Below are 25,279 nucleotides of genomic sequence, written 5' to 3'. Positions count from 1 at the left end.
GCTTACTCGCTCCCATCATCATAAAAGTGTTTATTGAATGAGTAGTCGTCATCGGAAATCAAATCACGGACATTTGCATCGTCGATCTCTGAATAATTATAATAGAGTTGGTTTTTGTCGATGATTTTAAAGAGAGTTTTCTTTTGATCTTCGAATGGCAGTTCATGTAGGGTGTCTTTTACTGCTTCTAAATCAACACGAAAGTCAATTTCTGCTTCATCTAGCATGAAATCGAATACTTGCTGTAATTCTGATTGTGTTTTCGCATTTATAGTAGCAGTTAAAAAACCACGGTTTTTTTCCATTAATTCAGCATAGACAAAACTGCCGCCACCTTGCCAATTTACATCACTATGCCGGGATACACCACCTTGTTCACCTTCAATCACTTTCTGTAAACGTGGTACAGATACTTCATTTAAATAATCCATTTGCTCAATTCCGATATATTTTCGATTCATTTTATGAGAAACTGCTTGGGTAGTGGCCGATCCCATAAAGAAATCAAGTACTAGATCATTTTCTTTCGTAGCTATGCTTAAAATTCTATGTAATAGGTCCTCTGGTTTTGGGAAAGAGAATACTTTTTTGCCAAATAACTCTCTAAGATGCACTGTACCTCTTTCAGAATTGACCGATTTGTCATTCCACACCGACCTTGCCATTTGAGAATTATTACGATATTTTTCAACAATCATATATCTACCAGATTCGCTCATTGCTTTACCTACTACATTAATATTTAAATTTTGCAATGATTTTTCTTTTCCCCAACGCCAAACAGTTTTTATTCCCATTGATTCAGCGGGATAGACTTCTACAAAACCCTCTTTAGGTTCTAAAGATAGTTCTAAAAACCCATTATCTAATTCTTTATTGGGGTTAACATAAAAAGGATAATGCAAGTTAGGACGGTTATCGATATGAAATGCAGTATTTCTATTTCTAAGTTCTCTTATTTCATAACCACTTATCTCATCTGAGTAAGGGAACTTTTTATCTAAATCAGTAATCCTATATATATTGTAATCATCTTTGGATTTAGCATAGACATGAATAAATTCATGCATATTTGCTATACCTCCGTAATCACGTCCACGAGGATTATTAACAACCGTTATTGTTTCAATGAATTGCTCGTGCCCAAAGACTTCATCCATCAAAACCTTTAAATAGGATTGTTCATTATTGTCACAATGAACAAAAATAACACCGTCTTGACTCATAAAATCTTTAACAATATCTAATCTATTCTTCATAAATGTTAACCAAGTTGAATGATTAAAATGATCATTGTACCTAAAACTATCATTACCTGTGTTATATGGAGGATCAATATATACGAGTTTAACTTTTCTTGCATACCTTTCCTTTAGCGTATGTAATGCCAGTAAGTTATTCCCTTTTATAATTAAATTATCTTTCTCACTGAAACTACCTACTTCATATACACCATTTTCATCATACTTTCTCGCATTCACTAAAATCTTCTTGTCTAATAGAACATCAATTTCTTCCTTTGAAATAACTTTGTTCAAAAATGGCTCATCTGGGCGTAAGTCACCTTTATCTGTATCTTCTTTACTCATACTTGCTTTCAACACCGTATCTTTATAAGGGAAATCTAATACAACATCTGTCGATTCATCGATAAATTTTCCACCCGCTGCTAACCCGATTTTCTTTGAGTATTTTGTATACGAGTCTTGCCAGTATTCGTCCGTTTCGAATAATTCAATGAGTTTATTTGTTTGTAAGACAAGATTCCCTGCAATATCAATTGTAAAGTTGCTCTTTAGTATTTCATCCGAAATAAATGCTTCAAGTAAATCTTTATCATATGTATCTAAATCTTGAATAACTTTGTTCTTATTTAATGCTTCACCTATAAAATACTTGTTACCAAATTGCTGCAAAACGTGTTTAATTGCTTCATTAATTTTAGTTTTCATTCCAAAATCAGTCCTTATAATATTTTAATCATCGAGCTTGTTATAATATCCACTTATTATATTATCACATAAAATATTTTCTTCATAAATCATGAAGTTTAATAGGACAAATTTCCCAAGACCAAGACAAAAACCAATATACTGATGAATTCAAAGTACATAGGTTTTCGACATAATGAGCCTTTTATATATATTATAGGACTATATTTACCTTTATTGGCGCTATCTTGATTAATAAAGTTAAATTCCTCTCTTTGTAAGTTGGTGTAAAACATTTCTTAATGCATTCATATCATTCGTTAATCTTGAATCATCTGATGTTTTATATAATAAATCCGAAGTAAAACCTAAATTTAAGTTAAAGGATTGCTCAGTGGTTTGGTTATTCATATCTTCATAAACAATTGTTACAATGAGATCTTCGATCTCTTTTACATTTACTGCAGTAATAAACTTTTGATTAGGTGCAATTAAGGCATTTTTTACTGAATCCAGCTTACCTTCCCTTCCTAATCCTTTAATTTCCTTATTAAATTTAATATCTACTATTGTTGCAGGTGTTTTTCCAAAGTTTTTTATTACAAAATATTTTTGAAAGTGTCCAACTTCTATCATTTCAACAAAGCAACCAATATAGGGTCTATTTGCATCTTCTATTGATTTCTTTGTGAGTCGTAATGATTTAGTAGCGATGATAACCGAAACAATTGAAATTATCGTTGTTGCAATGATGGATAGTATTTGTATCCAATCTGAAAAAGCTATTGCATCAGTTATGGTTCCCACCGGAAATAATCCCCCTTTAAATATTTAATTGGCACTAGACCTATTGAAAAACAAATCGAGTTTAATGGTTAGTGTTATCTACTACTTTATGCAATGTCGCTATAAAAACAAAAAAACTCCCAAGTCATTATGACTGGGAGTTTTAGGTGTATAATCAAACTTAACGCTTAGAGAACTGTGGTGCACGACGAGCACTCTTAAGACCGTATTTCTTACGTTCTTTTTCACGTGCGTCACGTGTTAGTAGTCCTTCACTCTTCAATACTTTACGGTATTCAGGGTCTGCTTCAAGCAATGCACGAGCGATTCCGTGACGGATTGCTCCTGCTTGACCTGTGAATCCACCACCATTGACGTTTACTAATACATCGTAGTTACCTACGTTTTCAGTTGCTTCAAGTGGTTGGTTAATGATTAAACGTAAAGTTTCATGTGGGAAATATTCTTTAGAGTCGACATTGTTGACCGTTACTGTTCCGTTACCTGGAACAAGGCGAACACGAGCGACTGATCTTTTACGACGGCCAGTTCCGTAGTATTGTACTTGTGCCACGATTGATTAACCTCCTTTTTTTCAATTACCCGCGAAGTTCGTAAACTTCTGGCTGCTGTGCTTGATGCTTATGCTCTGCACCGCGATAAACGTTTAATTTTTTGATCATTTTACGTCCTAGCTTGTTTTTAGGAAGCATTCCTTTAACAGCTATTTCTAACATTTGTTCAGGGTATTTCGTACGCATTTCGTTTGCTGTACGTGATTTCAAACCACCTGGGTGATTTGAGTGACGGTAATAAATTTTATCGTCTAATTTGTTACCAGTTAAATGAATCTTTTCTGCGTTAATGATAATGACGTGATCGCCAGTATCGACATGTGGCGTGTATGTTGGTTTGTGTTTTCCGCGAAGTAGGCTAGCTACTTCTGTAGAAAGACGGCCAAGTGTTTGTCCTTCTGCGTCTACCACATACCACTTACGCTCAACATTGTTTTCATTTGCCATGAAAGTTGTGCGCATGTGTTTTCCCTCCTATATTTCAATCCGTTTATTTTACGTTTTTCAATTTATCTAACACGAATAGTTTTCCGGGGCTATTACGTGGTTATGATAAAATGCCATAGCATATATTATAATACCTATGGCATCTTTGTCAAGTCATATATTGGTTTATCTTCATCTTCATTCATTTTTCAACGGTTAAACTCGGGTTGCAATGACCATAGTCAACGCCAGTCACCAGGATTCAATTGTTTTGGTTTAATGTTTAAAGTGGCGATTGCCCGTAAAGACCATCGCAATTCCGAACTCATTACATTTTTGAATAGAGTCTTCATCACGAATCGAGCCACCTGGTTGGATAATCGTCTTGATTCCTGCCGACTGTGCTGCTTCTACAGTATCCGACATTGGGAAAAAAGCATCAGATGCCATGACCGCACCTTTTGCCGCTTCACCCGCTTGTTCAATCGCGATTTTAGCAGCACCCACTCGGTTCATTTGCCCTGCTCCGACGCCGACGGTCTTTTCATCCTTCGCCAGCAAAATGGCGTTCGATTTCACATGCTTGGCGATTTTCCACGCAAACGTTAAGTCTTTCCACTCTGATTCGGATGGTTCTCTCTCGGTTATTACTGTCCAATCTGCAGGATGAACTTCCAGTCGGTCTTCCTCCTGAATTAAGACACCTCCAGCAACGGATGTCACCTTCTTTTCCTTTGGGCGCTGATCAAAAGGTAGCTTGAGCAATCGGATATTTTTCTTTTGCGTAAGTATTTCCAGTGCTTCCTGTGAAAAATCGGGTGCGATAATAATTTCCAAAAATATTTCTTTTAATTTTTCAGCTACATCTTTCTCAACAGGCTGGTTGATGGCAACAATTCCACCAAAAATGGATACCGGGTCTGCTTCATAAGCACGCATATAAGCATCATATGCCGTATCACCTACTCCCACTCCACAAGGATTCATATGCTTAATGGCAACCGCTGCAGGCTCATCAAATTCGGCGATTACTTCTAGGGCTGCATTGCCATCTTGAATGTTGTTGTAAGATAAAGGCTTTCCATGTAATTGTTCGGCATTTGCGAGCGTTCGATCCCCGGCTAAAGGATGAGTATAAAAAGCAGCCTGCTGGTGAGGATTTTCGCCATACCTTAATTGTTCCTTCCGTTCATATGTAAACGTCTGTGTTTCAGGGAATGAATCACCTGTTTGTTTTGTCAGGTATTCGGCGATTAAAGCATCGTAGTGAGCTGTATGACGAAAAACTTTTGCAGCTAGTTCAGTTTTGAGTTCGGTAGTTAATCCCTTTTCAATTGATTCAGCAACTCGGTTATAATCCTGAGGATCCACAACAACCGTTACGTCTTGATGGTTTTTTGCAGCTGCCCGCAGCATCGCAGGTCCACCAATATCAATATTCTCTATGGACTCTTCAAATGTCCTCTCATTTCGAGCAATCGTCTCTTTAAATGGATACAGATTGACGACCAATAAATCGATTGGCGTGATTCCTTGTTCTTCGATTTGTTGTATATGCTCCCCTTCATTTCGTTTCGCCAAGAGTCCAGCATGCACATTTGGGTGAAGCGTTTTGACTCTTCCATCCAAAATTTCTGGGAAGCCTGTGACATCTTCGACTGAAATGACCGGAATATCCGCTTCCTGAAGTGCTTTTTTTGTTCCACCAGTGGACACAATTTCAACTCCTGAATTGACGAGTTGATTCGCAAAGTCAATGATCCCCTCTTTATCCGAAACGCTGATTAATGCACGTTGTTTTATGCCCAAGTTAGTCACCCTTCCATTACTTTAGGTTTTTTCTACAAAGTAATTGCTAAATCTCTTGTGATTTTTCGATAACTGGAAGGTTCAATGAATACCTTTCTCTTCATACAACCGCTCGCTTTTCCTCATCATGAACTTCTTTTATTCCAAACCGAGACGTTCGAAAATCATATCTACATTTTTCAAGTGATAGGTCGGGTCAAAACAATCATCCAATTCTTCTTGGGAAAGTAACGATTGAATTTCCTCATTCTCTTTCACCAAATCAATAAAAGATGTTCCTTCTTCCCATGCCTGCATGGCCAAAGGCTGAACTAAATCATAGGCTTTTTCACGGGCATATCCTTTATCGATCAAGGACAATAATACTCGTTGAGAAAAGATTAATCCAAACGTTTTATCCATATTGGAACGCATATTCTCTTCAAAAACGGTTAACTTTTCGACGATTGTCGTGAAACGATTCAACATATAATTCAAAGCAATCGTTGCATCCGGGAGAATGACCCGTTCGGCAGAGGAGTGTGAAATATCCCGTTCGTGCCAAAGTGGAACGTTTTCATAAGCAGTCTGCATATAACCGCGAAGCACACGTGCCATTCCTGTCATATTCTCAGAGCCAATTGGATTTCGTTTATGCGGCATAGCAGACGAACCTTTTTGCCCTTTTGCAAAAAACTCTTCCACTTCCCGCGTTTCGCTTTTTTGCAAGCCACGAATCTCCACAGCCATCTTTTCAATTGAAGTTGCAATCAAGGAAAGTGTCGCGATGTAATGAGCATGACGATCACGCTGCAAAGTTTGTGTAGAAATCGGTGCTGGCTGAATACCTAACTTTTCACATACATACTGTTCAACAAATGGATCGATATTCGCATACGTACCGACAGCTCCGGAAAGTTTTCCGAATTCAATTCCTTCAGCTGCATCTTCAAACCGTTTGACATTCCGCTTCATCTCTTCATACCAAAGCGCCAACTTTAAACCGAATGTCGTAGGTTCTGCATGAACCCCATGCGTTCTTCCCATCATAATGGTATGCTTATGGGCCTTCGCTTTTTCAGCCAACACCTCAACAAACTTGTTTAAGTCTTTGCGAATTATTTCATTAGCTTGCCGGATTTGATAGGAAAGAGCCGTATCTACCACATCCGTAGAAGTCAATCCATAATGAACCCATTTCTTCTCTTCTCCTAACGTTTCAGAAACTGCCCGGGTGAATGCGACAACATCATGCCGAGTTTCCGCTTCAATTTCTTGAATCCGCTCGATATCAAAATCAGCATTTTCACGTATTTTCTGTACATCTGCTTTGGGAATGACGCCTAATTCAGCCCAAGCTTCACAAGCTAGAATCTCTACTTCCAACCAAGCCTTAAATCGATTCTCTTCCGCCCAGATTTTTCCCATTTCTTCTCTTGTATAACGTTCGATCATCCTAAGTCCCTCCAGATTTTCCAGCCGTTTGATTTGTTTGATGATTTGTTCTGTATGCTCACCCAGACATTGATGTGTACATCATAGCATGGGGAACTTGATAAATTCTTAATTTATCATTGGTGTTTTCCAAATATTGATACCGTCAATAAAAATAATGTTTAAGCAAAAATATTGTTTACATGCTTAATACGTCACTTCCCATAAAAATAATCCCTTTCCCGGTGAAGTTCTGCCGAGAAGTCTACGATCTTTCGATTGAAATGCCTTTTCGATACAATCTAAATCCTTTTTCCCTAGTCCGATATCCACCAGCGTACCGACGATGATGCGTACCATATGGGTCAAGAACCCATTACCTTTGACCTCAACCATCAGACGACCATCTTCTTCAAAAAGTTGTATATGATGCACGGTTCGTGTCTTATCGCCTTTGACGTTTGATTTAGAGGCAGAAAACGGGGTAAAATCATGCGTGCCTTCGATTTGAAGAGCCGCTTCCTTCATCTTCTGGATATCCAATTTCTGTGGTACATGCCATTCGAAATTCCTCATGAAAATATCTATGGCTGATGTGTTGCGGATAAAATAACGGTACGTTTTATCTCGTGCGTTTTTTCGAGCATGAAAGTCACTCGATACCTTCTCAACATTTTTGACAGTTATATCGTCGGGAAACGTCGTACGAAGGGCATTTTCCCAATTTTGTTCGGAAAGCTCTAGTTCCGTATCGAAATGAATGAATTGGCTTCTTGCATGGACACCAGAGTCCGTCCGGCCTGATGCGAAAATCCGAACCGGCTGGCGGTGAATCTTTTCCAATGCTTTTTCAATCTCCAGTTGAATCGTTCTCTTTTTTACTTGTACCTGGAAACCAGCAAATCCAGTTCCATCATAAGCAATATTTACTTTTAATCGTTGCACAGAACATTCTCCTTTATTAAGTTGAGCATCTTGAGTGAGAAGGTTTTGGTAATAGAAATATTCCATTAAGAAGGTACCGTCATAAGCTGAATGTTCTTTTAATCGCTTTTAACCATTGAAATAAAAGAATCCAATAACGATGATGATAAACAATAGAAAAACGATTAAATCAAGCGACGTAAATTTCAATTCACGGAATTTCGTTCTCCCATAATCTCCTCTGTATCCTCTTGCTTCCATAGCCATAGCTAAGTCTTCCGCTCGTTTAAAGGCACTGATAAACAGCGGAATCAGCAAAGCAAAGATCGCCTTCAATCGGTCACGCCACTTTCCAGTACGAAAATCAATACCGCGAGATGCTTGCGCTTTCGAAATTTTGTCCGTTTCTTCGATCAATGTTGGAATGAAGCGTAAGGAGATGGACATCATTAAGGCTAATTCATGAATAGGTAATTTAATGGATTTTAACGGTTTCAGTAATGTTTCAACCGCATCAGTAATCGAAATTGGTGTCGTTGTTAACGTTAACAGTGACGTCATTAATATAAGTAAAAATAACCGGGATGATATGATTGCTGCTTGGATAACCGCTTGGTCGTAAATCGCATATCCGAAAATCGAGAATAATACCTCTCCCTGGCGTTGTATGAATAAGTGTAAGATAAACGTCAATATGATGATAAACCATATCGGACGCAAGCCTTTCACGATAAATAAAGGGTGTACGCGAGACATAACCGCGCCAAATGCAGCAAAGAGAAATAAGATCAAGTAGCTACTCAATGTCTCAGCAGAAAAGGTCACGAGGACGTAAAAAAATACGATCACTAATTTGGTACGTGCATCTAACGCATGAACAGGTGATTCCTTTGGTACATATTGACCAATGATAAAGGATTGATTCATCGGTTGCCTCCTGCGTGTAAAGCTTTTGCTATATCTTTTCCTAATTCGCTAGGACTTTGATGAAGATAGGTTATTGGTAAACCTAATGTTTGCTTTAATTGATTAATTAGCTGTAATTCTTCGGGTATGCCAAGTCCAATTTTTCGGAGACGTTCTTCTTCTTGGAATACTTCTACTGGTTCTCCTTGCATCACTAGTTCTCCTTTGTTTAACACAAACGCCTGGTTCGCGTGACGGAGAACATCTTCCATGTGATGGGTCACTAGAATGATTGTCATTCTTTTTTTCTTATGTAGCGAGTCGATTAAACTCATGATTTGCTTTCTACCTCTTGGATCGAGACCGGCCGTCGGTTCATCCAAAATCAATACGTTTGGTTCCGTAATGAGCACTCCTGCGATGGCTACCCGCCGCATTTGACCACCACTTAATTCAAACGGCGAGCGCTGGAGAACGTCTGTCGGTAACCCGACTTCTTCTAAAATAGTTGGCAGATTATGCTTTGCTTCCTCAACATCCATACCAAAGTTTTTAGGGCCAAACAGAATATCTTTCTCAACTGTTTCCTCGAATAACTGGTGCTCTGGGTATTGAAAGACTACACCAACTTTTCGACGTAGTGATTTAATCTCATTGTTCTTCTTCGTCGTCAGCTCGAAATCGCCAATACGAACTGTCCCCGAAGTTGGGCGTAGAATGCCATTTAAGTGTTGTAGCAATGTTGATTTTCCTGACCCTGTATGCCCGATAAAAGCAGCATAATCTCCATCTTTTATCGTCAGACTGATATCTTTTAATGCTTGGTGAGAAAATGGACTATTCGGTTGATAAATAAAATCTACATTTTCGAAGACAATTTCCATAGTTGATCCACCAATTCTTTCATATGTAATGGTTCTTTCTCCAGTTTAACTCCATGCTCGTTCATTCCTGCATATATACTTGATATAAGTGGTATTTCCAATCCAATCTCGGACAGCTCATTTTGGTATTGGAAAACTTCTCTCGGTTTACCACTCATCCACTGTCTTCCTTCGTTCATTACAATGATTCGGTCCGCGTAGGCTGCTTCACTCAAGTCATGTGTAATATAGACAATCGTCATCTTTTTTGTTTTTCGAAGACCTTTAATCGTTTCCAATAATTCTTGCTTTCCATTCGGATCCAACATTGTCGATGCCTCATCAAAAATGATCACTTCTGGCATAATCGCTAGAATGCCAGCGATTGCGACGCGTTGCTTCTGCCCGCCAGATAAACGATTTGGTGCTTGGTCTTTAAATGAATACATATCAACTTCTTTTAATGCGGCAGAAACTCGTTTCACCATTTCTTCTCGAGTGACACCTAAGTTTTCTAAACCAAACGCGACATCATCCATGACAGTTGTCCCAACAAATTGGTTCTCTGGATTCTGAAAAACCATGCCGACCTTCTTGCGGATTTCCCAATAGGTATCTTCTGACAACGATAGCCCGTCCACTGAAATCGTTCCGCTTGTAGGAAGAAGTAAGCCATTCATCAGTTTTGCCAGTGTAGATTTACCAGAACCATTATGACCGATCAAAGCAATCCATTCATTTTGTTCAATCGACATACTTAATTCATCTACTGCATTTCCACTATTTTTGTCATATGAATAGCTCACTTTGTTAAATACAATCATCACTGTTGCTCCCTTGGCACCGTACTCTTTCACTAATGTTAGTTTATCATACCGACAAGTCGATTTGGTAATAGATCTGGTTCTAGCTTCGTATGAGGAGTTATTTCATGACTAATACGGTTTTAGTCACATGTTGGAGTGCTCTTTAGAGAGTACTTCTTATAAACGTTTAGCGTTGTCAAACCAATTACAAAACCATTTTTCAGTAAAAGTCGGAATTCAATACAGCAGATTGATCACAATTAAGATGGAGATACCACTTTGTTTGTAATGTGGTATTCGAAGATAGAGTTAAATTTAGTCGTACTACCCCCGAATAGAGCGCTTCTAATCAAAGGTAGAGCTAAATTTAGTCGTACTACCCCCGAATAGAGCGCTTCTAATCAAAGGTAGAGTAGAATTTAGTCGTGCTAACCCCGAATAGAGCGCTTCTAATCGAAGATAGAGTTATATTTAGTCGTGCTAACCCCGAATAGAGCGCTTCTAATCAAAGGTAGAGCTAAATTTAGTCGTGCTAACCCCGATTAAAGCGCTCCTATTCGAAGATAGAGTTAAATTTAGTTGTGCTACCCCCGAATAGTGTGCTCCTAATCAAACATGGTACACCATTTTAGTGTTCTATTCGCGGATAAGATTCCGCTTGTTCAAACGTAAAGCTGGCGAGGAGCATCGGCGGCGACGCCTGCGGATCAAGAAATAAGGGAACCGCACATGACCTGTGAGTACAAGCACCCGCCGTAAGCGAATCGCCTGACACCAGTGATCATCATCGATACCTACGCTAAGTTGTGTATTTACCCAAACAAATATTTTAGATCCATTTTTGCACAAAATAAAAAAGGGCTCAGTCCAATGTTTCTGGCAACTGACCACCCTTTTTCCCTTAATCATTCAATTAGTCAACTAATTCAATAATCACCGTTTTTGCACCGTCACCTTTACGCTCACCTAGTTTTAGGATACGTGTGTAACCGCCTTGGCGGTCTTCATAACGAGGTGCGACATCTGAAAACAATTTTTGTAAAGCGGATTGTGACTCTTCTTCGTCCGCTTTTGCATTGCGGATGACTGAAGCTGCTTGTCGACGAGCATGTAGGTCACCGCGTTTACCGAGTGTGATTAGTTTTTCGACAACAGAGCGTAATGCTTTCGCTTTTGCTTCTGTTGTTTCAATGCGTTCATGTACAATCAGATCAGTTGCAAGATTACGTAGCATTGCTTGACGTTGATCTGTTGGACGGCCTAATTTTGCTTTCGCCATTCTCAAAACCTCCTTTACCAGAAAGATTTATCGCTGTCTTGATTAATCGTCGTTACGTAGGCCTAGGTTTAAATCATTCAATTTGTATTTCACTTCATCCAATGATTTTCTTCCCAAGTTACGGACTTTCATCATATCTTCTTCGGATTTTTGTGTCAGTTCCTGAACCGTGTTGATTCCAGCGCGTTTTAGACAGTTGTAAGAACGCACAGAGAGATCTAACTCTTCAATGGTCATTTCTAACACTTTTTCTTTTTGGTCTTCTTCTTTTTCTACCATGATTTCTGCTTGTTGAGCTTCATCAGTCATATTCACAAACACATTCAAATGCTCTGTAAAGACTTTAGCTCCCAAGGAAATTGCTTCCTCTGGTCGAATGCTTCCATCAGTTCTTACATCCAGTGTTAGCTTATCGTAGTTTGCTACTTGACCAACTCGAGTGTTTTCAACTTGATAGGTTACACTCTTAACTGGAGTAAAGATTGAATCTACTGGAATAACGCCAATCGGCTGATCATCGCGTTTATTCGCATCTGCTTTACGGTAGCCACGACCTTGCTCAGCAAAGATTTTCATGGATAGACTTCCGTTTCCTGTGATTGTTGCAATTTTAAGGTCTGGGTTCAGTATTTCTACGTCACTATCATGTTGAATATCACGAGCGAAGACTTCACCCTCGCCTTGAACATCAATTTCCAATGTTTTCTCTTCTTCAGAGTAAATTTTTAACGATAATTCTTTTAGGTTTAAAAGAATTGTCGTCACGTCTTCATAGACGTTTTCAATAGTTGAAAATTCATGAAGGACGTTTTCAATTTGGACAGACGTCACTGCAGCGCCAGGTAATGAGGATAATAGAATACGACGAAGGGAGTTCCCAACTGTCGTTCCATAACCACGTTCTAACGGTTCAATGACGAACTTTCCGAATGTAGCATCATCACTAATTTCAATCGTTTCAACTTGCGGTTTTTCAATTTCGATCATTTACCCAAAACCCTCCTTCAAAACGTCGAAACACTTATGCGGAGTTCCCCACATTCTTTTTCATGATCAGGTATTGTTTCATAAAAACAGCCTGATAATCCGTGCCTGCTTATTTAAGCTATCATAACCCATTATAGACGGGCTGACAAAATATATACGAATAAATTAAACACGACGACGTTTTGGTGGGCGGCAACCATTGTGTGGAACTGGTGTTACGTCCACAATTGCAGTGATTTCAAGACCAGCTGCTTGCAAAGAGCGGATTGCTGCTTCACGACCAGCACCAGGGCCTTTAACTGCAACTTCAATCGTTTTCATGCCGTTTTCTTGTGCTGATTTCGCCGCTACTTCTGCTGCCATTTGAGCTGCAAATGGCGTAGATTTACGGGAACCTTTGAAGCCAAGCGCTCCCGCACTGCTCCAAGCAATAGCATTTCCGGCTGCGTCTGTGATTGTCACAATTGTATTATTGAATGTAGAACGGATGTGAGCTGCACCGGACTCTATATTCTTTTTCACGCGACGTTTTCTACGAGTTGTTTGCTGCTTTTTCGCCATAATGCTTCAAACCTCCTTCGATTACTTATTTTTTCTTGTTAGCGATTGTACGACGTGGGCCTTTTCGAGTACGAGCATTGTTCTTTGTCTTTTGACCATGAACAGGCAACCCTCTACGATGGCGAATTCCACGGTATGAACCGATCTCGATCAATCGCTTAATGTTAAGGGATGTTTCACGACGAAGATCCCCTTCAACTGTATAGTCTTCAATACCTTTACGGATACTAGCTAGTTCGTCTTCTGTAAGGTCACGTACACGTGTATCCTCAGAAACACCAACTTTATTCAACACTTCTTGTGCGGTAGATTTCCCTACACCATATACATACGTCAGCGCGATAACAACACGTTTATCACGTGGAACGTCAACTCCTGCAATACGAGCCATTAGTGGATGGCACCTCCTTTTCGATTATCCTTGTTTTTGTTTGTGTTTTGGATTATCACAAATCACCATAACTTTTCCTTTACGGCGGATAACTTTACACTTTTCACAAATAGGTTTTACTGATGCTCTTACCTTCATGTTCTTACCTCCTCTTAGATCGGAGTCTTCATTTATTTATAACGATAAGTGATTCGTCCTCTTGATAAATCATACGGTGACATTTCCACCGTTACTTTATCACCTGGTAAAATTCGAATATAGTGCATACGAATCTTACCGGAGACATGGGCAAGGATTTGATGTCCATTTTCCAACTCTACCTTAAACATAGCGTTTGGTAAAGTTTCTTGAACTGTACCTTCCATTTCAATTACATCATCTTTAGCCATTGAGAGAATCTCCCTTCTTCCAATCTGCCAATAGTTCATTAACAAATTTCGATATTGCGAAACGGAGCTTTCCGTTTGTCACCCGGTTGGTCTCTTTCAAGCTCTTTTCGACCTCTGGAGAGACATAATCAATCAGCTCCACATGGTGAAGATTTTTCTTTTTCGGTCGGTCGAATTTCCTTTTCTCGCCATCGGCCAATAATACGAATTTCTCATCCAATATATCAATGATAATCGCATACTGACTTAGTTCACGACCTCGTTTGATCTGAACCAACTGGCCTATTTTAGGACTTCCCGATTCTCCATCGTTCAATCACAATCACCTTCACTTGATCTAAGCTTTTGTTAAAATTTCATAGCCATCCTCTGTCACTGCGATCGTATGCTCAAAATGTGCGCAGTTCTTAGAATCTTCCGTAACGACTGTCCAACCATCTTCCAGCGTGCGAACATATCGTTCACCGAGGTTAACCATTGGTTCGATGGCCAGCACCATACCCTTTCTCAAACGCGGTCCTTTGTTTGGTGGGCCAAAATTCGAGATGTGTGGGTCTTCATGAAGGTCTTGGCCGACCCCATGGCCTCCATATTCCCGTACTATGGTGTAGCCGTACGGTTCGACATAGGATTGAATGGCATGTGAAATATCGGTCAGACGTTTTCCGGGAGCAATTACGCTTAATCCTTCAAACAAAGATGCTTCAGTGACCTCGAGGAGCTTTTGCGTTTCTTCGTCAATTTCTCCGACAGCATATGTCCAAGCCGAATCGCCATGATATCCTTTATAATCTGCGCCGATGTCCAATGTGACAATGTCACCATTTTTCAACTCACGGTCGCTTGGAATACCATGTACAAGTTCTTCATTGACTGAAACACAGACACTCCCTTTAAAGCCATTATATCCTTTAAAAGATGGTAGTGCATCCATACTGCGTATATACTTTTCAGCAATGTCATCTAGTTTTTTTGTTGTCACACCTGGCTTAATATGTTTCTTCAGCTCTTGGTGTGTTAATCCAACAATTTTTCCAGCTTGACGCAACAATTCAATTTCACGTGGTGTCTTTAAAATAATCATTTAGGCCAAGCCTCCGATAGTATCGTCGATTTGATTAAAAACTTCATCAATATCTTGATCACCATCAATAGCAACTAGATAACCTTTATCTTCATAGAAATCCAACAAAGGTTGTGTTTGTTCGATATTCACGTCCAAACGGTTTTTCACTGTTTCCGGTTGGTCATCTTCTCGCTGAATGAGTTCAGTACCGTCATGATCACAAATGCCTTCTTGCTTCGGTGGATTGAATTCCACATGATATGTTGCTCCACAAGTCGGACATATGCGTCGCCCTGTTAATCGTTCAATCAACTTTTCAGTTGGAACTTTAACATGCAATACATAATCGAGTTTTGTATTCAACTCATTTAACAATCTTTCGAGTGCTTCAGCTTGAGCCACTGTACGAGGAAATCCATCTAATAGAAATCCTTTTTCACAGTCCGGTTTTGATAGACGTTCTTTAACAATTCCTATGGTTACTTCGTCAGGAACCAATTCGCCTTTGTCCATGTACGTTTTTGCTTCATTTCCTAACGCTGTTCCTTCTTTGATCGCAGAACGGAACATATCTCCAGTTGAAATATGAGGGATTGCATATTTTTCTACGATTTTCTCCGCTTGAGTACCTTTTCCGGCACCTGGCAAGCCCATCAAAATTAGATTCATACCTTTCCCCTCGCTCTCACATTCTAATGAAACTTATTTTATAAAGCCTCGGTAGTGTCGTTTTACCAACTGGCTCTCCAGCTGTTTCATCGTATTCAGTGCGACACCGACGACGATGAGTAAGCTTGTTCCGCCAATTTGGACGGCTGCTGGAAGGTTTGCAACACTGCCTAGAATGATCGGGAAGATAGAAACGACTGCTAAGAACAGTGCTCCGACAAAAGTTAAACGATAAATGACTCGAGTCAAATATGTTTCGGTGTTTTTACCAGGTCGAATGCCAGGTACATAACCACCTTGCTTTTGTAAGTTTTCTGCCATTTGCTCAGGGTTAACTTGAACAAATGTGTAGAAATACGTAAAGGCAATGATCAAACCGACGTATATAACCATACCAATTGGTTGAGTGTAATCAAATATATATTGAACCGTTGAGGCAAATTCATTTCCTTCAAAAAATCCTGCTACGGTCTGAGGTGCAATGACAAATGAAATTGCAAAGATAATTGGAATGACGCCTGCCGCATTTACTTTTAATGGCAAATGTGCGGAGTGTCCTCCAACAGGTGAACGATTAACCGTGCGCTTCGCATACTGTATTGGTATTTTACGCAACGCTTGTTGGATGAATATGACACCAACAATAATCGCAACGACGACGAGTAATATAATTGCCAAGATTGCAATATTAATAAATAACTGGTCGCCTGCACCTGAAATATACTGTTCAAAGAGCTGGTTAATTGCATTCGGGAATCCGGCAATGATACCAGCAAAGATGAGGATGGAAATCCCGTTCCCTACCCCATATTCAGTGATCTGCTCTCCTAACCACATCAAGAAAGTCGTACCGCCAGTCAATACGATTGCTATGACAAAGTAAGTCATGATGCTTGGATTCTGGATCAATGATCCGTTTGTCATCGCATTGAAACCGACAGACATACCAATTCCTTGAAGGAAAGCTAAACCAACTGTTCCGTAACGCGTAACTTGAGTCAACTTCTTTCTGCCTTGCTCTCCCTGTTTTCGCCATTCCGTAAATTTCGGTACAACGTCCATTTGGAGCAATTGCATAATAATCATCGCTGTAATGTAAGGAAACACACCCATTGCGAAGATTGAAAACTGACTCAACGCTCCTCCACCAAATGTATCGATAAACCCAAATGAGTTTACCTCATCCATCATCGTCAACGCATTTTTATCCGTAAAAGGAACAGGAATGAAAGTTCCTAAACGGAAAATAATGAGCACACCTAAGGTGAAGAGAATTTTACTGCGAATGTCAGCTACGCGAAACATATTGATAAATGTGCTGAACATTAGATCACCTCAGTTTGACCGCCTGCAGCTTCGATTGCCTCTTTCGCCGAAGCAGAGAATTTATGCGCTTTAACAGTCAATTTTTTATCTAAGCTACCGTTGCCTAGAACTTTCACGCCTGCTTTCAACTTACTGACAATACCTTCTTCAAGTAGAAGTTCTGGAGTTACCTCCACACCTTCATCAAATCTATTTAATGTTTCTAAATTAACAATGACATACTCTTTGCGGTGAATATTTGTGAATCCACGCTTTGGAAGGCGTTGAAACAACGGTAATTGCCCGCCTTCGAATCCAGGACGTGTGCCGCCTCCGGAACGTGCATTCTGTCCCTTATGTCCACGGCCTGAAGTTTTACCGTTTCCTGTAGCCATTCCACGACCTACACGGTTTCTTTTCTTACGGGAACCTTCAGTACTTTTTAATTCATGAAGTTTCATTCGAGCACCTCCTCTTTGAAAAACTCTTGTTATTTTTCGTTCACTTGAACAAGATGGGATACTTTATTGATCATTCCGCGAACAACTGGTGTATCCTCACGAACGACAGTTTGTTGTCTTTTTTTCAGCCCAAGTGCTTCAACTGTTCTACGTTGGTCTTGTTTGCTTCCAATGACACTCCGTGTGAGGGTAATTTCTAATTGTTTAGCCATGTAAATCCCTCCTTATCCTTTCAGTTCTTCGGCTGACTTACCACGTAATTTACTTACTTGTTCGGCCGTTTTTAGTTCACTCAATCCTTGGATTGTTGCACGAACCATGTTAATAGGTGTATTTGAACCTAATGATTTAGAAAGGATATCTCCTACACCAGCAAGTTCCAATACAGCACGAACAGGTCCACCAGCAATAACCCCTGTACCTTCAGTAGCTGGTTTCAAAAGGACGTTTCCAGCGCCTAGCTGACCATGAATTTGGTGAGGAATCGTTGTGCCGACGATTGGTACACGTACCAAGTTCTTTTTGCCATCCTCAATCGCTTTTTTAATCGCATCAGGTACTTCTTGTGCTTTACCTGTACCGAAGCCAACATGGCCATTTTTATCTCCCACGACAACGAGTGCTGTGAAACGGAAACGACGACCACCTTTCACAACTTTCGCTACACGGTTGATTGTTACTACACGTTCTTCAATGTCAAGCTTGCTTGCGTCGATTTGTTTACTCAATTCATTTCCCTCCTTTTACGATCACGTTTAAAATTCCAACCCATTTTCACGAGCTGCATCCGCTAAAGCTTTTACGCGTCCGTGATAAAGGTAACCTCCACGGTCAAATACGACAGATTTTAGATTCGCATCAGTCGCACGCTTCGCGAGAAGTTCACCAACTTTTTGAGCTGCTTCAACATTACCTGTTGCATCCAATTTCAATTCCGGGTCGACAGTAGAGGCACTTGCTAAGGTTTTGCCTGCTGTATCATCGATTAATTGAGCATAAATGTGTTTATTTGAACGGTATACGTTTAAACGCGGACGCTCGGCAGTGCCGGTAAGGTCACGGCGCAAACGATAATGACGTTTTTTACGAGTTGCATTCTTATCCTGCTTCGTAATCATTTAAGTCACTCCTTTCTGTCTCTTAACGGAAGTTATTTCGCAGTTTTACCTTCTTTTTGGCGTACATATTCGCCTTCATAACGAATACCTTTTCCTTTATAAGGTTCAGGTGTTCTGATTGCGCGAATATTTGCTGCAGTTGCGCCGACTTTCTCTTTATTGATCCCTTTAACAACAATTTTTGTGTTTGTAGGGCATTCAATTTCGATGCCTTCCATCGGGTCTACTTCAACTGGATGAGAATATCCAGCGTTAACGATTAGTTTATTACCTTGCATTTGTGCACGGTAACCAACACCATTGATCTCAAGTGCTTTTTGGAAGCCGTTTGTGACACCTTCTACCATGTTGGCAACGATCGTACGAGTCGTACCATGCAAGGAACGGTGTAGCTTACTTTCACTTGGACGCTCAACAACTAGTTGATTGTCTTCGATGTTGATGATCATATCTTCATGAATCGTACGGGACAATTCACCTTTAGGTCCTTTTACATTAACTGTAAGTCCATCCACTTTAACTTCAACGCCTTCTGGCAATTCAAGTGGTTTAAAACCGATACGTGACATATATTCCACCTCCTGACTACACTTTCTATTACCAAACGTATGCTAATACTTCGCCGCCGACTGCTTGCTGACGAGCTTCTTTATCTGTCAAAACACCTTTTGAAGTTGAAACAACAGCGATGCCAAGTCCGTTTAATACGCGAGGCAGTTCGTCTGCTTTCACATAAACACGAAGTCCTGGTTTACTGATTTTCTTAATACCAGTGATTACACGCTCATTGTCTTGGCCATATTTCAAGAATAGGCGCAATACACCTTGTTTACTGTCTTCAATATATTCAAAATCACGAATGAAACCTTCTCGCTTCAAGATATCTACAATCTCTTTTTTCAAGTTGGAAGCAGGAACTTCCAGTTGATCATGGCGAGCCACGTTCGCATTACGGATTCTAGTCAAAAGATCTGCAATTGGATCTGTCATTGCCATTAGATTTTACCTCCTTCCCTACAATGGGGTTTACCAGCTAGCTTTTTTGACGCCTGGGATTTGTCCTGCGTGAGCTAAGTCACGGAAACAAATTCGGCATAGCTTAAATTTACGGATTACTGAATGTGGACGTCCACAACGTTGGCAACGTGAATATTCACGAACTGAATATTTCTGTTTGCGTTTTTGTTTAGCAATCATTGATTTTTTCGCCACGATTTATCCTCCTTTTTACGTTCATGTTATTGTTTGAACGGCATTCCGAATTGCGTAAGAAGTTCACGGGCTTCTTCATCTGTCTCAGCAGTTGTCACAATTACGATATCCATTCCACGAACTTTATTTACTTTATCGTAATCAATTTCTGGGAAGATCAATTGCTCTTTTACACCAAGCGTGTAGTTTCCACGACCATCAAATGCTTTGTTGGAGATTCCGCGGAAGTCACGCACACGTGGCAAGGATACAGCGATTAGCTTTTCGAGGAAATCATACATGCGCTCTCCACGAAGTGTTACCTTGGCACCAATTGGCATTCCTTCACGTAGACGAAAACCTGCAATCGATTTTTTGGCACGTGTAACTGTTGGTTTTTGACCTGATAGTGTTGCAAGTTCTTCAACTGCGTTATCAAGTGCTTTTGAATTTTGAACTGCATCACCGACACCCATGTTGATCACGATTTTCTCAACTTTCGGTGCTTGCATTACTGAACTGTAATTGAATTTTTCAACTAAGTTAGAAACGACTTCTTCCTTGTATTTTCTTTTTAATTCATTCATTCTGTAGCCCTCCTTTCGCCGCTAGACTATTTATCTAAAGCTTCGCCCGATTTCTTTGCGATACGAACTTTTTTACCGTCTTTCACTTCATATCCAACACGTGTTGGTTGGCCACTTTTCGGATCGACTGGCATAACGTTCGAAACATGAACTGGTGCTTCGATTGTCAAAATTCCACCTTGTGGATTATCTTGAGAAGGCTGTGCGTGTTTTTTAACATAATTGACGCCTTCAACCAAAACACGTTCTTTTTTAGGGTACGCTTCTAGAATCGTTCCTTCTTTACCTTTATCTTTACCGGAAATAACGACTACTTTATCGCCTTTCTTTACATGCATGAATCGTGCACCTCCCTTGAAGGGTCTAATTTCTTTTTTTATAAAACTTCTGGAGCTAGTGAAACAATTTTCATGAATTTGTTGTCACGTAGTTCACGAGCTACTGGTCCAAAAATACGTGTGCCTCGAGGACTCTTATCATCACGAACAATCACTGCCGCGTTTTCATCGAAACGGATGTAAGAACCGTCCTTACGGCGAACACCGCTTTTTGAACGTACAATTACTGCTCTTACTACTTCGCCTTTTTTGACAACGCCTCCTGGTGTAGCGTTCTTAACGGAACATACGATGATATCACCAATGTTCGCTGTCTTACGGCCTGAACCACCAAGAACCTTGATCGCTTGAACTTCACGAGCTCCGGAGTTGTCAGCAATTTTTAAACGGCTTTCCTGTTGAATCATATCAATGAAACCTCCCTTCGGATTCAATCCGAGCGAACTATTATATAATTACAGCTTCTTCTGTTACTTCGATCAAACGGAAACGTTTCGTTTTGGATAACGGACGTGTTTCCATAATACGCACAACGTCACCAGTTTTCGCCTGGTTATTTTCGTCATGAGTTTTGAATTTCTTTGAATACTTAACGCGCTTTCCATATAACGGATGGAATTTATACGTTTCTACCACAACAGTGATTGTTTTGTCTGCTTTGTCAGAAACAACACGACCACTGTAAACTTTACGGTTATTGCGTTCACTCATTTGAGGTTGACCTCCTCTCAATTGTCAATTAATTAACGCCGATTTCTCTTTCACGGATTACTGTTTTCAATCGAGCAATGGATTTTTTGACTTCACGGATACGAACCGTATTTTCAAGCTGTCCTGTTGCTAATTGGAAACGTAGGTTAAAGAGTTCTTCTTTTAAAGATTTTACTTTTTGTTCAATTTCGGCAGTGGTTAGTTCTCTAATTTCATTAGCTTTCATTGCTTTCACCACCAATTTCTTCACGTTTTACAAACTTAGTACGGATAGGAAGTTTGTGAGACGCAAGACGAAGTGCTTCGCGAGCAACCTCTTCGTCGACTCCCGCAATCTCAAATAAGATTTTTCCAGGTTTTACAACCGCTACCCAAGATTCAGGAGACCCTTTACCGGAACCCATACGAACCTCAAGAGGTTTAGCTGTTTTCGGTCTGTCCGGAAAGATTTTAATCCAAACTTTACCGCCACGTTTCATGTAACGAGTCATTGCAATACGGGCAGCCTCAATTTGTCGACTTGTGATCCATTCACCTTCAAGAGCTTGAAGGCCATATTCTCCAAATGCTACTTCAGTTCCACCTTTCGCACGACCTTTTAAGCTCACGCGATGTGGTTTACGGTATTTTACACGCTTCGGCATTAACATATTGCTAATCCCCCTTCCTTAGTTTTCATTTTTTGTTGGAAGGATCTCACCACGGTAAATCCACACTTTAACACCGAGTTTTCCATAAGTAGTGTCAGCTTCAGCAGTTCCATAATCGATATCTGCACGAAGTGTGTGTAGTGGTACTGTTCCTTCACTGTAATATTCAGCACGAGCAATGTCTGCTCCGCCTAAACGACCGGAAACCATTGTTTTGATTCCTTTAGCTCCCCCACGCATTGCGCGTTGAATGGATTGCTTTTGTACACGACGGAATGAAACACGGTTCTCCAATTGACGAGCAATATTTTGAGCAACTAGTGTTGCATCAAGGTCAGGTTTTTTAACTTCTACAATATTGATGTGAACTTTCTTGTCTGTCATGTTGCTTAGCTTTGTACGTAAAGCGTCAACTTCAGATCCACCTTTACCGATCACCATTCCTGGTTTAGATGTGTGGATTGAGATATTCACTCGATTTGCTGCTCTTTCGATCTCAACGTTTGATACAGATGAATCAGCTAAGCGTTCTTCGATATAATCACGGATCATGATATCTTCATGCAATAAGTCAGCGTAATCTTTTTCTGCGAACCATTTAGAGTCCCAATCACGGATGATTCCTACACGAAGACCATGAGGATTGATTTTGTTACCCACGAACTATCCCTCCTTTTGTTCTGTTACCACTACTGTGATGTGGCTGGTACGTTTATTGATTGCTGTAGCACGACCTTGTGCGCGCGGACGAAATCTTTTTAATGTGACACCTTCATTGACATATACTTCTGATACGATCAACGAATCCGTATCCATTTCATAGTTATGCTCTGCGTTTGCGACAGCAGAGTAAATAAGTTTTTCTACAATCGGTGAAGCAGCACGGTTCGTGTGCTTAAGAATTGCGATAGCTTCGCCTACTTGTTTTCCTCGAATTAAATCAACGACTAAACGAGCTTTACGAGGAGCAATACGGACAGTTTTAGCTACGGCTTTAGCTTGTTGCATCATGCAAACCTCCTCTCAACTAGCGTTTTGTTTTCTTATCGTCACCAGCATGACCTCTGTACGTACGTGTCGGTGCAAACTCACCTAGTTTGTGACCGACCATATCTTCCGTGACATATACTGGTACATGTTTACGTCCATCATACACTGCGAAAGTGTGTCCTACGAAATGTGGGAAGATGGTAGAACGACGAGACCATGTCTTGATCACTTGCTTTTTATTATTGTTATCTAGCTCTTCGACTTTTTTCATCAGATGATCATCTGCGAAAGGTCCTTTTTTCAAACTACGACCCATAAATAAACCTCCCTTCGTGACTAAGCAACTTGTTGCTTTTCATCGTTATTTCTTACGACGACGCACGATATATTTGTCTGAAGCTTTGTTACGTTTACGTGTTTTAAGTCCAAGTGTCGGTTTACCCCAAGGTGTAACTGGAGATGGCATACCGATTGGTGCACGTCCTTCACCACCACCGTGTGGGTGATCGCTAGGGTTCATAACAGAACCACGTACTGTTGGACGAATACCTTTCCAGCGACTACGTCCAGCTTTACCAACACGAGTTAATTCATGTTCAATGTTTCCGACTTGACCAATTGTTGCTCGGCAAGTACCCAAGATCATTCTTGTTTCTCCAGAAGACAAACGAACAAGTACATACTTGTTGTCTTCACGCCCAAGAATTTGAGCTTGTGACCCTGCAGAACGAACAAGTTGTCCGCCGCGGCCTGGTTTCAATTCAATGTTGTGAATTGTTGTACCAACTGGCATTTTGTTAAGTGGTAATGCGTTACCTACTTTAATGTCAGCTGTTTCACCAGACATAATTTCTTGACCTACTTTAAGTGTTTTCGGTGCAAGTATATATCGTTTTTCACCATCTGCATAATGGATTAAAGCTATATTTGCTGAGCGGTTCGGATCATATTCGATCGTAGCAACGCGTCCTGGTATACCATCTTTGTTACGACGGAAATCAATTACGCGGTACTGACGTTTATGTCCACCACCCTGATGACGAACCGTCATTCTCCCTTGGTTGTTACGTCCAGCTCTTTTCTTGAGTGGAGACAAGAGAGTTTTTTCAGGTGTAGAAGTCGTAATTTCATCATTTGTCAATGTGCTCATGTTACGACGACCGTTACTTGTCGGTTTATATCTTTTAATCGCCATCATATTTCCCTCCTTTTAAATTCGATTTAAAGTTTAGGCACCTTCAAAGAAATCTAGATCTTTACTGTCTTCAGACAATGTAACGACGGCTTTTTTCGTATTCGGACGATAGCCTCCGTGACGACCCATTCTTCTGAATTTACCTTTTTTATTTGCTGTGTTTACTTTTACAACTTCAACGTCAAAGATTAATTCTACGGCATGTTTAATTTCTGTTTTGTTCGCTTTTGGTGATACTTCAAAAGTGTACTTTTTATCAGCCATTAAATCCGCAGAGTGCTCTGTAATTACCGGGCGCTTAATAATATCTCGTGGGTCTTTCATTATGCAAGCACCTCCCCTGCTTTTTCAGCTGCTTCTTTCGTAATAAGAAGCGTGTCATGCTTCAATACGTCAAGTACGTTTAATTCAGTTACTGTTAGAACTTCAACGCCTTTAATATTGTTTGCGGAACGCACAACGTTTTCATCTTCTTCTGTTGTTACGATTAATGCTTTTCCATCAACATTCAAATTACCTAAAAGATTAATGACATCTTTTGTTTTTGGCGTTTCTAGCTTTAAGTCTTCCAAAACGTAAATGCTTTCTTCATTTACCTTTGTAGCTAAAGCTGAGCGAATTGCCAAACGACGTACTTTCTTCGGTAATTTTGTGCTATAGCTTCTTGGAGTTGGACCAAATACAGTTCCGCCACCAACCCATTGTGGGGAACGAATGGAACCTTGACGCGCACGGCCAGTTCCTTTTTGGCGCCACGGTTTGCGGCCTCCTCCTCTTACTTCTGAACGGTTCTTAACTTTATGCGTTCCTTGACGCATAGAAGCTCGCTGCATAATGACAGCATCGTGAAGAACAGTTTTGTTCGGCTCAATACCAAATACGTTCTCAGCAAGTTCTACACTGCCTACTTCTGATCCCGCTTGGTTATATAGTGCTACTTTAGGCATGACAT

39 protein-coding genes are annotated in these 25,279 nt (G+C 40.2%); all 39 read right to left on the bottom strand.

Annotation, left to right across the window (positions count from 1 at the left end; all coding sequences use genetic code 11):
• Positions 1 to 2: 2 nt before the first annotated feature.
• Complete coding sequence (locus KQ486_RS09165; RefSeq protein ID WP_144163550.1) at positions 3 to 1,952, bottom strand: site-specific DNA-methyltransferase; 1,950 nt, start codon at positions 1,950 to 1,952, stop codon at positions 3 to 5.
• Between the two features lie 240 nt (positions 1,953 to 2,192).
• Positions 2,193 to 2,738, bottom strand: coding sequence for a DUF8453 domain-containing protein (locus KQ486_RS09160; RefSeq protein ID WP_246569265.1), 546 nt, complete (start codon positions 2,736 to 2,738; stop codon positions 2,193 to 2,195).
• Between the two features lie 160 nt (positions 2,739 to 2,898).
• Positions 2,899 to 3,291 carry a 30S ribosomal protein S9 gene (rpsI, locus tag KQ486_RS09155; RefSeq protein WP_216687420.1) on the bottom strand — a complete coding sequence of 131 codons (393 nt, stop codon included), beginning with the start codon at positions 3,289 to 3,291 and terminating at the stop codon, positions 2,899 to 2,901.
• A 25-nt stretch (positions 3,292 to 3,316) separates the two neighbouring features.
• Positions 3,317 to 3,754 (bottom strand): 50S ribosomal protein L13, encoded by a 438-nt coding sequence (gene rplM / locus KQ486_RS09150; protein ID WP_144088781.1) that lies wholly within the window; start codon positions 3,752 to 3,754, stop codon positions 3,317 to 3,319.
• 240 nt (positions 3,755 to 3,994) lie between these two features.
• A complete protein-coding gene (gene purH, locus KQ486_RS09145; RefSeq protein ID WP_216687446.1) occupies positions 3,995 to 5,521 on the bottom strand; it encodes a bifunctional phosphoribosylaminoimidazolecarboxamide formyltransferase/IMP cyclohydrolase in 1,527 nt (508 codons plus the stop codon).
• 144 nt (positions 5,522 to 5,665) lie between these two features.
• A complete protein-coding gene (gene purB / locus KQ486_RS09140; RefSeq protein ID WP_216687419.1) occupies positions 5,666 to 6,961 on the bottom strand; it encodes an adenylosuccinate lyase in 1,296 nt (431 codons plus the stop codon).
• A gap of 186 nt (positions 6,962 to 7,147) precedes the next feature.
• Positions 7,148 to 7,885 (bottom strand): tRNA pseudouridine(38-40) synthase TruA, encoded by a 738-nt coding sequence (truA, locus tag KQ486_RS09135; protein ID WP_274236585.1) that lies wholly within the window; start codon positions 7,883 to 7,885, stop codon positions 7,148 to 7,150.
• Positions 7,886 to 7,993: 108 nt separating this feature from the next.
• On the bottom strand, positions 7,994 to 8,791 hold the full coding sequence (locus KQ486_RS09130; protein ID WP_144163556.1) for an energy-coupling factor transporter transmembrane component T family protein: 798 nt from the start codon (positions 8,789 to 8,791) through the stop codon (positions 7,994 to 7,996).
• The gene (locus tag KQ486_RS09125; protein ID WP_144163557.1) at positions 8,788 to 9,654 is read right to left on the bottom strand and encodes an energy-coupling factor transporter ATPase; all 867 of its coding nucleotides are present in this window, start codon (positions 9,652 to 9,654) and stop codon (positions 8,788 to 8,790) included. The genes KQ486_RS09130 and KQ486_RS09125 overlap by 4 nt, the downstream gene beginning before the upstream one ends.
• Entirely contained in the window at positions 9,630 to 10,457 is an 828-nt protein-coding gene (locus tag KQ486_RS09120; protein WP_216687417.1) for an energy-coupling factor ABC transporter ATP-binding protein, read from the bottom strand. The genes KQ486_RS09125 and KQ486_RS09120 overlap by 25 nt, the downstream gene beginning before the upstream one ends.
• A gap of 895 nt (positions 10,458 to 11,352) precedes the next feature.
• Positions 11,353 to 11,718 carry a 50S ribosomal protein L17 gene (gene rplQ, locus KQ486_RS09115; RefSeq protein ID WP_144163559.1) on the bottom strand — a complete coding sequence of 122 codons (366 nt, stop codon included), beginning with the start codon at positions 11,716 to 11,718 and terminating at the stop codon, positions 11,353 to 11,355.
• A gap of 42 nt (positions 11,719 to 11,760) precedes the next feature.
• Complete coding sequence (locus KQ486_RS09110) at positions 11,761 to 12,705, bottom strand: DNA-directed RNA polymerase subunit alpha (RefSeq protein ID WP_144163560.1); 945 nt, start codon at positions 12,703 to 12,705, stop codon at positions 11,761 to 11,763.
• A gap of 165 nt (positions 12,706 to 12,870) precedes the next feature.
• A complete protein-coding gene (rpsK, locus tag KQ486_RS09105; RefSeq protein WP_144163561.1) occupies positions 12,871 to 13,266 on the bottom strand; it encodes a 30S ribosomal protein S11 in 396 nt (131 codons plus the stop codon).
• A gap of 25 nt (positions 13,267 to 13,291) precedes the next feature.
• A complete protein-coding gene (gene rpsM, locus KQ486_RS09100) occupies positions 13,292 to 13,657 on the bottom strand; it encodes a 30S ribosomal protein S13 (RefSeq protein WP_216687416.1) in 366 nt (121 codons plus the stop codon).
• A 24-nt stretch (positions 13,658 to 13,681) separates the two neighbouring features.
• Positions 13,682 to 13,795 carry a 50S ribosomal protein L36 gene (rpmJ, locus tag KQ486_RS09095; RefSeq protein ID WP_144088770.1) on the bottom strand — a complete coding sequence of 38 codons (114 nt, stop codon included), beginning with the start codon at positions 13,793 to 13,795 and terminating at the stop codon, positions 13,682 to 13,684.
• A 32-nt stretch (positions 13,796 to 13,827) separates the two neighbouring features.
• Complete coding sequence (gene infA / locus KQ486_RS09090; RefSeq protein ID WP_144163563.1) at positions 13,828 to 14,046, bottom strand: translation initiation factor IF-1; 219 nt, start codon at positions 14,044 to 14,046, stop codon at positions 13,828 to 13,830.
• A complete protein-coding gene (locus tag KQ486_RS09085; protein WP_144163564.1) occupies positions 14,039 to 14,362 on the bottom strand; it encodes a KOW domain-containing RNA-binding protein in 324 nt (107 codons plus the stop codon). Before KQ486_RS09085 ends, infA begins: the two co-directional genes overlap by 8 nt.
• A gap of 21 nt (positions 14,363 to 14,383) precedes the next feature.
• Positions 14,384 to 15,130 carry a type I methionyl aminopeptidase gene (map, locus tag KQ486_RS09080; protein WP_144163565.1) on the bottom strand — a complete coding sequence of 249 codons (747 nt, stop codon included), beginning with the start codon at positions 15,128 to 15,130 and terminating at the stop codon, positions 14,384 to 14,386.
• Positions 15,131 to 15,781: an adenylate kinase gene (locus tag KQ486_RS09075; protein ID WP_144163566.1), complete on the bottom strand. Its 651-nt coding sequence runs from the start codon at positions 15,779 to 15,781 to the stop codon at positions 15,131 to 15,133.
• Between the two features lie 33 nt (positions 15,782 to 15,814).
• Positions 15,815 to 17,107 carry a preprotein translocase subunit SecY gene (secY, locus tag KQ486_RS09070; RefSeq protein WP_144163567.1) on the bottom strand — a complete coding sequence of 431 codons (1,293 nt, stop codon included), beginning with the start codon at positions 17,105 to 17,107 and terminating at the stop codon, positions 15,815 to 15,817.
• Positions 17,107 to 17,547, bottom strand: coding sequence for a 50S ribosomal protein L15 (gene rplO / locus KQ486_RS09065; protein WP_144088764.1), 441 nt, complete (start codon positions 17,545 to 17,547; stop codon positions 17,107 to 17,109). The genes secY and rplO overlap by 1 nt, the downstream gene beginning before the upstream one ends.
• Before the next feature lie 29 nt (positions 17,548 to 17,576).
• Positions 17,577 to 17,759 carry a 50S ribosomal protein L30 gene (gene rpmD, locus KQ486_RS09060; RefSeq protein ID WP_144163568.1) on the bottom strand — a complete coding sequence of 61 codons (183 nt, stop codon included), beginning with the start codon at positions 17,757 to 17,759 and terminating at the stop codon, positions 17,577 to 17,579.
• A gap of 12 nt (positions 17,760 to 17,771) precedes the next feature.
• Positions 17,772 to 18,275 (bottom strand): 30S ribosomal protein S5, encoded by a 504-nt coding sequence (gene rpsE / locus KQ486_RS09055; protein WP_144163569.1) that lies wholly within the window; start codon positions 18,273 to 18,275, stop codon positions 17,772 to 17,774.
• A 27-nt stretch (positions 18,276 to 18,302) separates the two neighbouring features.
• Positions 18,303 to 18,665 (bottom strand): 50S ribosomal protein L18, encoded by a 363-nt coding sequence (gene rplR, locus KQ486_RS09050; RefSeq protein ID WP_144088761.1) that lies wholly within the window; start codon positions 18,663 to 18,665, stop codon positions 18,303 to 18,305.
• A 32-nt stretch (positions 18,666 to 18,697) separates the two neighbouring features.
• On the bottom strand, positions 18,698 to 19,234 hold the full coding sequence (rplF, locus tag KQ486_RS09045) for a 50S ribosomal protein L6 (protein ID WP_216687415.1): 537 nt from the start codon (positions 19,232 to 19,234) through the stop codon (positions 18,698 to 18,700).
• Between the two features lie 28 nt (positions 19,235 to 19,262).
• Positions 19,263 to 19,661 (bottom strand): 30S ribosomal protein S8, encoded by a 399-nt coding sequence (rpsH, locus tag KQ486_RS09040; RefSeq protein ID WP_144163571.1) that lies wholly within the window; start codon positions 19,659 to 19,661, stop codon positions 19,263 to 19,265.
• A 30-nt stretch (positions 19,662 to 19,691) separates the two neighbouring features.
• Complete coding sequence (locus KQ486_RS09035; protein ID WP_144088758.1) at positions 19,692 to 19,877, bottom strand: type Z 30S ribosomal protein S14; 186 nt, start codon at positions 19,875 to 19,877, stop codon at positions 19,692 to 19,694.
• 26 nt (positions 19,878 to 19,903) lie between these two features.
• Positions 19,904 to 20,443, bottom strand: coding sequence for a 50S ribosomal protein L5 (gene rplE, locus KQ486_RS09030; protein WP_144163572.1), 540 nt, complete (start codon positions 20,441 to 20,443; stop codon positions 19,904 to 19,906).
• A gap of 26 nt (positions 20,444 to 20,469) precedes the next feature.
• Positions 20,470 to 20,781, bottom strand: a complete 312-nt coding sequence (gene rplX, locus KQ486_RS09025; protein ID WP_144163573.1) for a 50S ribosomal protein L24 — start codon at positions 20,779 to 20,781, stop codon at positions 20,470 to 20,472.
• Between the two features lie 38 nt (positions 20,782 to 20,819).
• On the bottom strand, positions 20,820 to 21,188 hold the full coding sequence (rplN, locus tag KQ486_RS09020) for a 50S ribosomal protein L14 (RefSeq protein ID WP_144163574.1): 369 nt from the start codon (positions 21,186 to 21,188) through the stop codon (positions 20,820 to 20,822).
• 40 nt (positions 21,189 to 21,228) lie between these two features.
• Positions 21,229 to 21,492, bottom strand: coding sequence for a 30S ribosomal protein S17 (gene rpsQ / locus KQ486_RS09015; protein WP_144163575.1), 264 nt, complete (start codon positions 21,490 to 21,492; stop codon positions 21,229 to 21,231).
• Between the two features lie 28 nt (positions 21,493 to 21,520).
• Positions 21,521 to 21,718 (bottom strand): 50S ribosomal protein L29, encoded by a 198-nt coding sequence (rpmC, locus tag KQ486_RS09010; RefSeq protein WP_144088753.1) that lies wholly within the window; start codon positions 21,716 to 21,718, stop codon positions 21,521 to 21,523.
• Positions 21,708 to 22,142: a 50S ribosomal protein L16 gene (gene rplP / locus KQ486_RS09005; RefSeq protein WP_144163576.1), complete on the bottom strand. Its 435-nt coding sequence runs from the start codon at positions 22,140 to 22,142 to the stop codon at positions 21,708 to 21,710. The genes rpmC and rplP overlap by 11 nt, the downstream gene beginning before the upstream one ends.
• Positions 22,143 to 22,160: 18 nt before the next feature.
• Complete coding sequence (rpsC, locus tag KQ486_RS09000) at positions 22,161 to 22,802, bottom strand: 30S ribosomal protein S3 (RefSeq protein WP_144163577.1); 642 nt, start codon at positions 22,800 to 22,802, stop codon at positions 22,161 to 22,163.
• A gap of 3 nt (positions 22,803 to 22,805) precedes the next feature.
• Entirely contained in the window at positions 22,806 to 23,150 is a 345-nt protein-coding gene (rplV, locus tag KQ486_RS08995; RefSeq protein ID WP_144088750.1) for a 50S ribosomal protein L22, read from the bottom strand.
• A 19-nt stretch (positions 23,151 to 23,169) separates the two neighbouring features.
• Entirely contained in the window at positions 23,170 to 23,448 is a 279-nt protein-coding gene (rpsS, locus tag KQ486_RS08990) for a 30S ribosomal protein S19 (protein WP_144163579.1), read from the bottom strand.
• Between the two features lie 45 nt (positions 23,449 to 23,493).
• A complete protein-coding gene (rplB, locus tag KQ486_RS08985) occupies positions 23,494 to 24,327 on the bottom strand; it encodes a 50S ribosomal protein L2 (RefSeq protein WP_144163580.1) in 834 nt (277 codons plus the stop codon).
• Between the two features lie 33 nt (positions 24,328 to 24,360).
• Positions 24,361 to 24,651: a 50S ribosomal protein L23 gene (gene rplW, locus KQ486_RS08980; protein ID WP_144163581.1), complete on the bottom strand. Its 291-nt coding sequence runs from the start codon at positions 24,649 to 24,651 to the stop codon at positions 24,361 to 24,363.
• Entirely contained in the window at positions 24,651 to 25,274 is a 624-nt protein-coding gene (gene rplD / locus KQ486_RS08975; protein WP_144163582.1) for a 50S ribosomal protein L4, read from the bottom strand. The genes rplW and rplD overlap by 1 nt, the downstream gene beginning before the upstream one ends.
• Positions 25,275 to 25,279: the final 5 nt, after the last annotated feature.

It is taken from the genome of Allobacillus halotolerans (assembly GCF_018967645.1).
Lineage (GTDB): Bacteria > Bacillota > Bacilli > Bacillales > Alkalibacillaceae > Allobacillus > Allobacillus halotolerans.
This window is presented reverse-complemented; position numbering and strand designations above follow the sequence as displayed.

What these genes read in the sequence shown, in the direction of transcription:
- KQ486_RS09165 (WP_144163550.1), bottom strand. Translation starts at nt 1,952, where the DNA reads ATGAAAACTAAAATTAATGAAGCAATTAAACACGTTTTGCAGCAATTT.
- rplM (WP_144088781.1), bottom strand. Translation starts at nt 3,754, where the DNA reads ATGCGCACAACTTTCATGGCAAATGAAAACAATGTTGAGCGTAAGTGG.
- purB (WP_216687419.1), bottom strand. Translation starts at nt 6,961, where the DNA reads ATGATCGAACGTTATACAAGAGAAGAAATGGGAAAAATCTGGGCGGAA.
- KQ486_RS09130 (WP_144163556.1), bottom strand. Translation starts at nt 8,791, where the DNA reads ATGAATCAATCCTTTATCATTGGTCAATATGTACCAAAGGAATCACCT.
- KQ486_RS09125 (WP_144163557.1), bottom strand. Translation starts at nt 9,654, where the DNA reads ATGGAAATTGTCTTCGAAAATGTAGATTTTATTTATCAACCGAATAGT.
- KQ486_RS09120 (WP_216687417.1), bottom strand. Translation starts at nt 10,457, where the DNA reads ATGATTGTATTTAACAAAGTGAGCTATTCATATGACAAAAATAGTGGA.
- rplQ (WP_144163559.1), bottom strand. Translation starts at nt 11,718, where the DNA reads ATGGCGAAAGCAAAATTAGGCCGTCCAACAGATCAACGTCAAGCAATG.
- KQ486_RS09110 (WP_144163560.1), bottom strand. Translation starts at nt 12,705, where the DNA reads ATGATCGAAATTGAAAAACCGCAAGTTGAAACGATTGAAATTAGTGAT.
- rpsK (WP_144163561.1), bottom strand. Translation starts at nt 13,266, where the DNA reads ATGGCGAAAAAGCAGCAAACAACTCGTAGAAAACGTCGCGTGAAAAAG.
- rpsM (WP_216687416.1), bottom strand. Translation starts at nt 13,657, where the DNA reads ATGGCTCGTATTGCAGGAGTTGACGTTCCACGTGATAAACGTGTTGTT.
- rpmJ (WP_144088770.1), bottom strand. Translation starts at nt 13,795, where the DNA reads ATGAAGGTAAGAGCATCAGTAAAACCTATTTGTGAAAAGTGTAAAGTT.
- infA (WP_144163563.1), bottom strand. Translation starts at nt 14,046, where the DNA reads ATGGCTAAAGATGATGTAATTGAAATGGAAGGTACAGTTCAAGAAACT.
- map (WP_144163565.1), bottom strand. Translation starts at nt 15,130, where the DNA reads ATGATTATTTTAAAGACACCACGTGAAATTGAATTGTTGCGTCAAGCT.
- KQ486_RS09075 (WP_144163566.1), bottom strand. Translation starts at nt 15,781, where the DNA reads ATGAATCTAATTTTGATGGGCTTGCCAGGTGCCGGAAAAGGTACTCAA.
- secY (WP_144163567.1), bottom strand. Translation starts at nt 17,107, where the DNA reads ATGTTCAGCACATTTATCAATATGTTTCGCGTAGCTGACATTCGCAGT.
- rplO (WP_144088764.1), bottom strand. Translation starts at nt 17,547, where the DNA reads ATGAAACTTCATGAATTAAAAAGTACTGAAGGTTCCCGTAAGAAAAGA.
- rpmD (WP_144163568.1), bottom strand. Translation starts at nt 17,759, where the DNA reads ATGGCTAAACAATTAGAAATTACCCTCACACGGAGTGTCATTGGAAGC.
- rplR (WP_144088761.1), bottom strand. Translation starts at nt 18,665, where the DNA reads ATGATTACGAAGCAGGATAAGAATGCAACTCGTAAAAAACGTCATTAT.
- rplF (WP_216687415.1), bottom strand. Translation starts at nt 19,234, where the DNA reads ATGTCACGTATCGGTTTTAAACCACTTGAATTGCCAGAAGGCGTTGAA.
- rpsH (WP_144163571.1), bottom strand. Translation starts at nt 19,661, where the DNA reads ATGGCAATGACAGATCCAATTGCAGATCTTTTGACTAGAATCCGTAAT.
- rplE (WP_144163572.1), bottom strand. Translation starts at nt 20,443, where the DNA reads ATGAATGAATTAAAAAGAAAATACAAGGAAGAAGTCGTTTCTAACTTA.
- rplX (WP_144163573.1), bottom strand. Translation starts at nt 20,781, where the DNA reads ATGCATGTAAAGAAAGGCGATAAAGTAGTCGTTATTTCCGGTAAAGAT.
- rplN (WP_144163574.1), bottom strand. Translation starts at nt 21,188, where the DNA reads ATGATTCAACAGGAAAGCCGTTTAAAAATTGCTGACAACTCCGGAGCT.
- rpsQ (WP_144163575.1), bottom strand. Translation starts at nt 21,492, where the DNA reads ATGAGTGAACGCAATAACCGTAAAGTTTACAGTGGTCGTGTTGTTTCT.
- rpmC (WP_144088753.1), bottom strand. Translation starts at nt 21,718, where the DNA reads ATGAAAGCTAATGAAATTAGAGAACTAACCACTGCCGAAATTGAACAA.
- rplP (WP_144163576.1), bottom strand. Translation starts at nt 22,142, where the DNA reads ATGTTAATGCCGAAGCGTGTAAAATACCGTAAACCACATCGCGTGAGC.
- rplV (WP_144088750.1), bottom strand. Translation starts at nt 23,150, where the DNA reads ATGCAACAAGCTAAAGCCGTAGCTAAAACTGTCCGTATTGCTCCTCGT.
- rpsS (WP_144163579.1), bottom strand. Translation starts at nt 23,448, where the DNA reads ATGGGTCGTAGTTTGAAAAAAGGACCTTTCGCAGATGATCATCTGATG.
- rplB (WP_144163580.1), bottom strand. Translation starts at nt 24,327, where the DNA reads ATGGCGATTAAAAGATATAAACCGACAAGTAACGGTCGTCGTAACATG.
- rplW (WP_144163581.1), bottom strand. Translation starts at nt 24,651, where the DNA reads ATGAAAGACCCACGAGATATTATTAAGCGCCCGGTAATTACAGAGCAC.
- rplD (WP_144163582.1), bottom strand. Translation starts at nt 25,274, where the DNA reads ATGCCTAAAGTAGCACTATATAACCAAGCGGGATCAGAAGTAGGCAGT.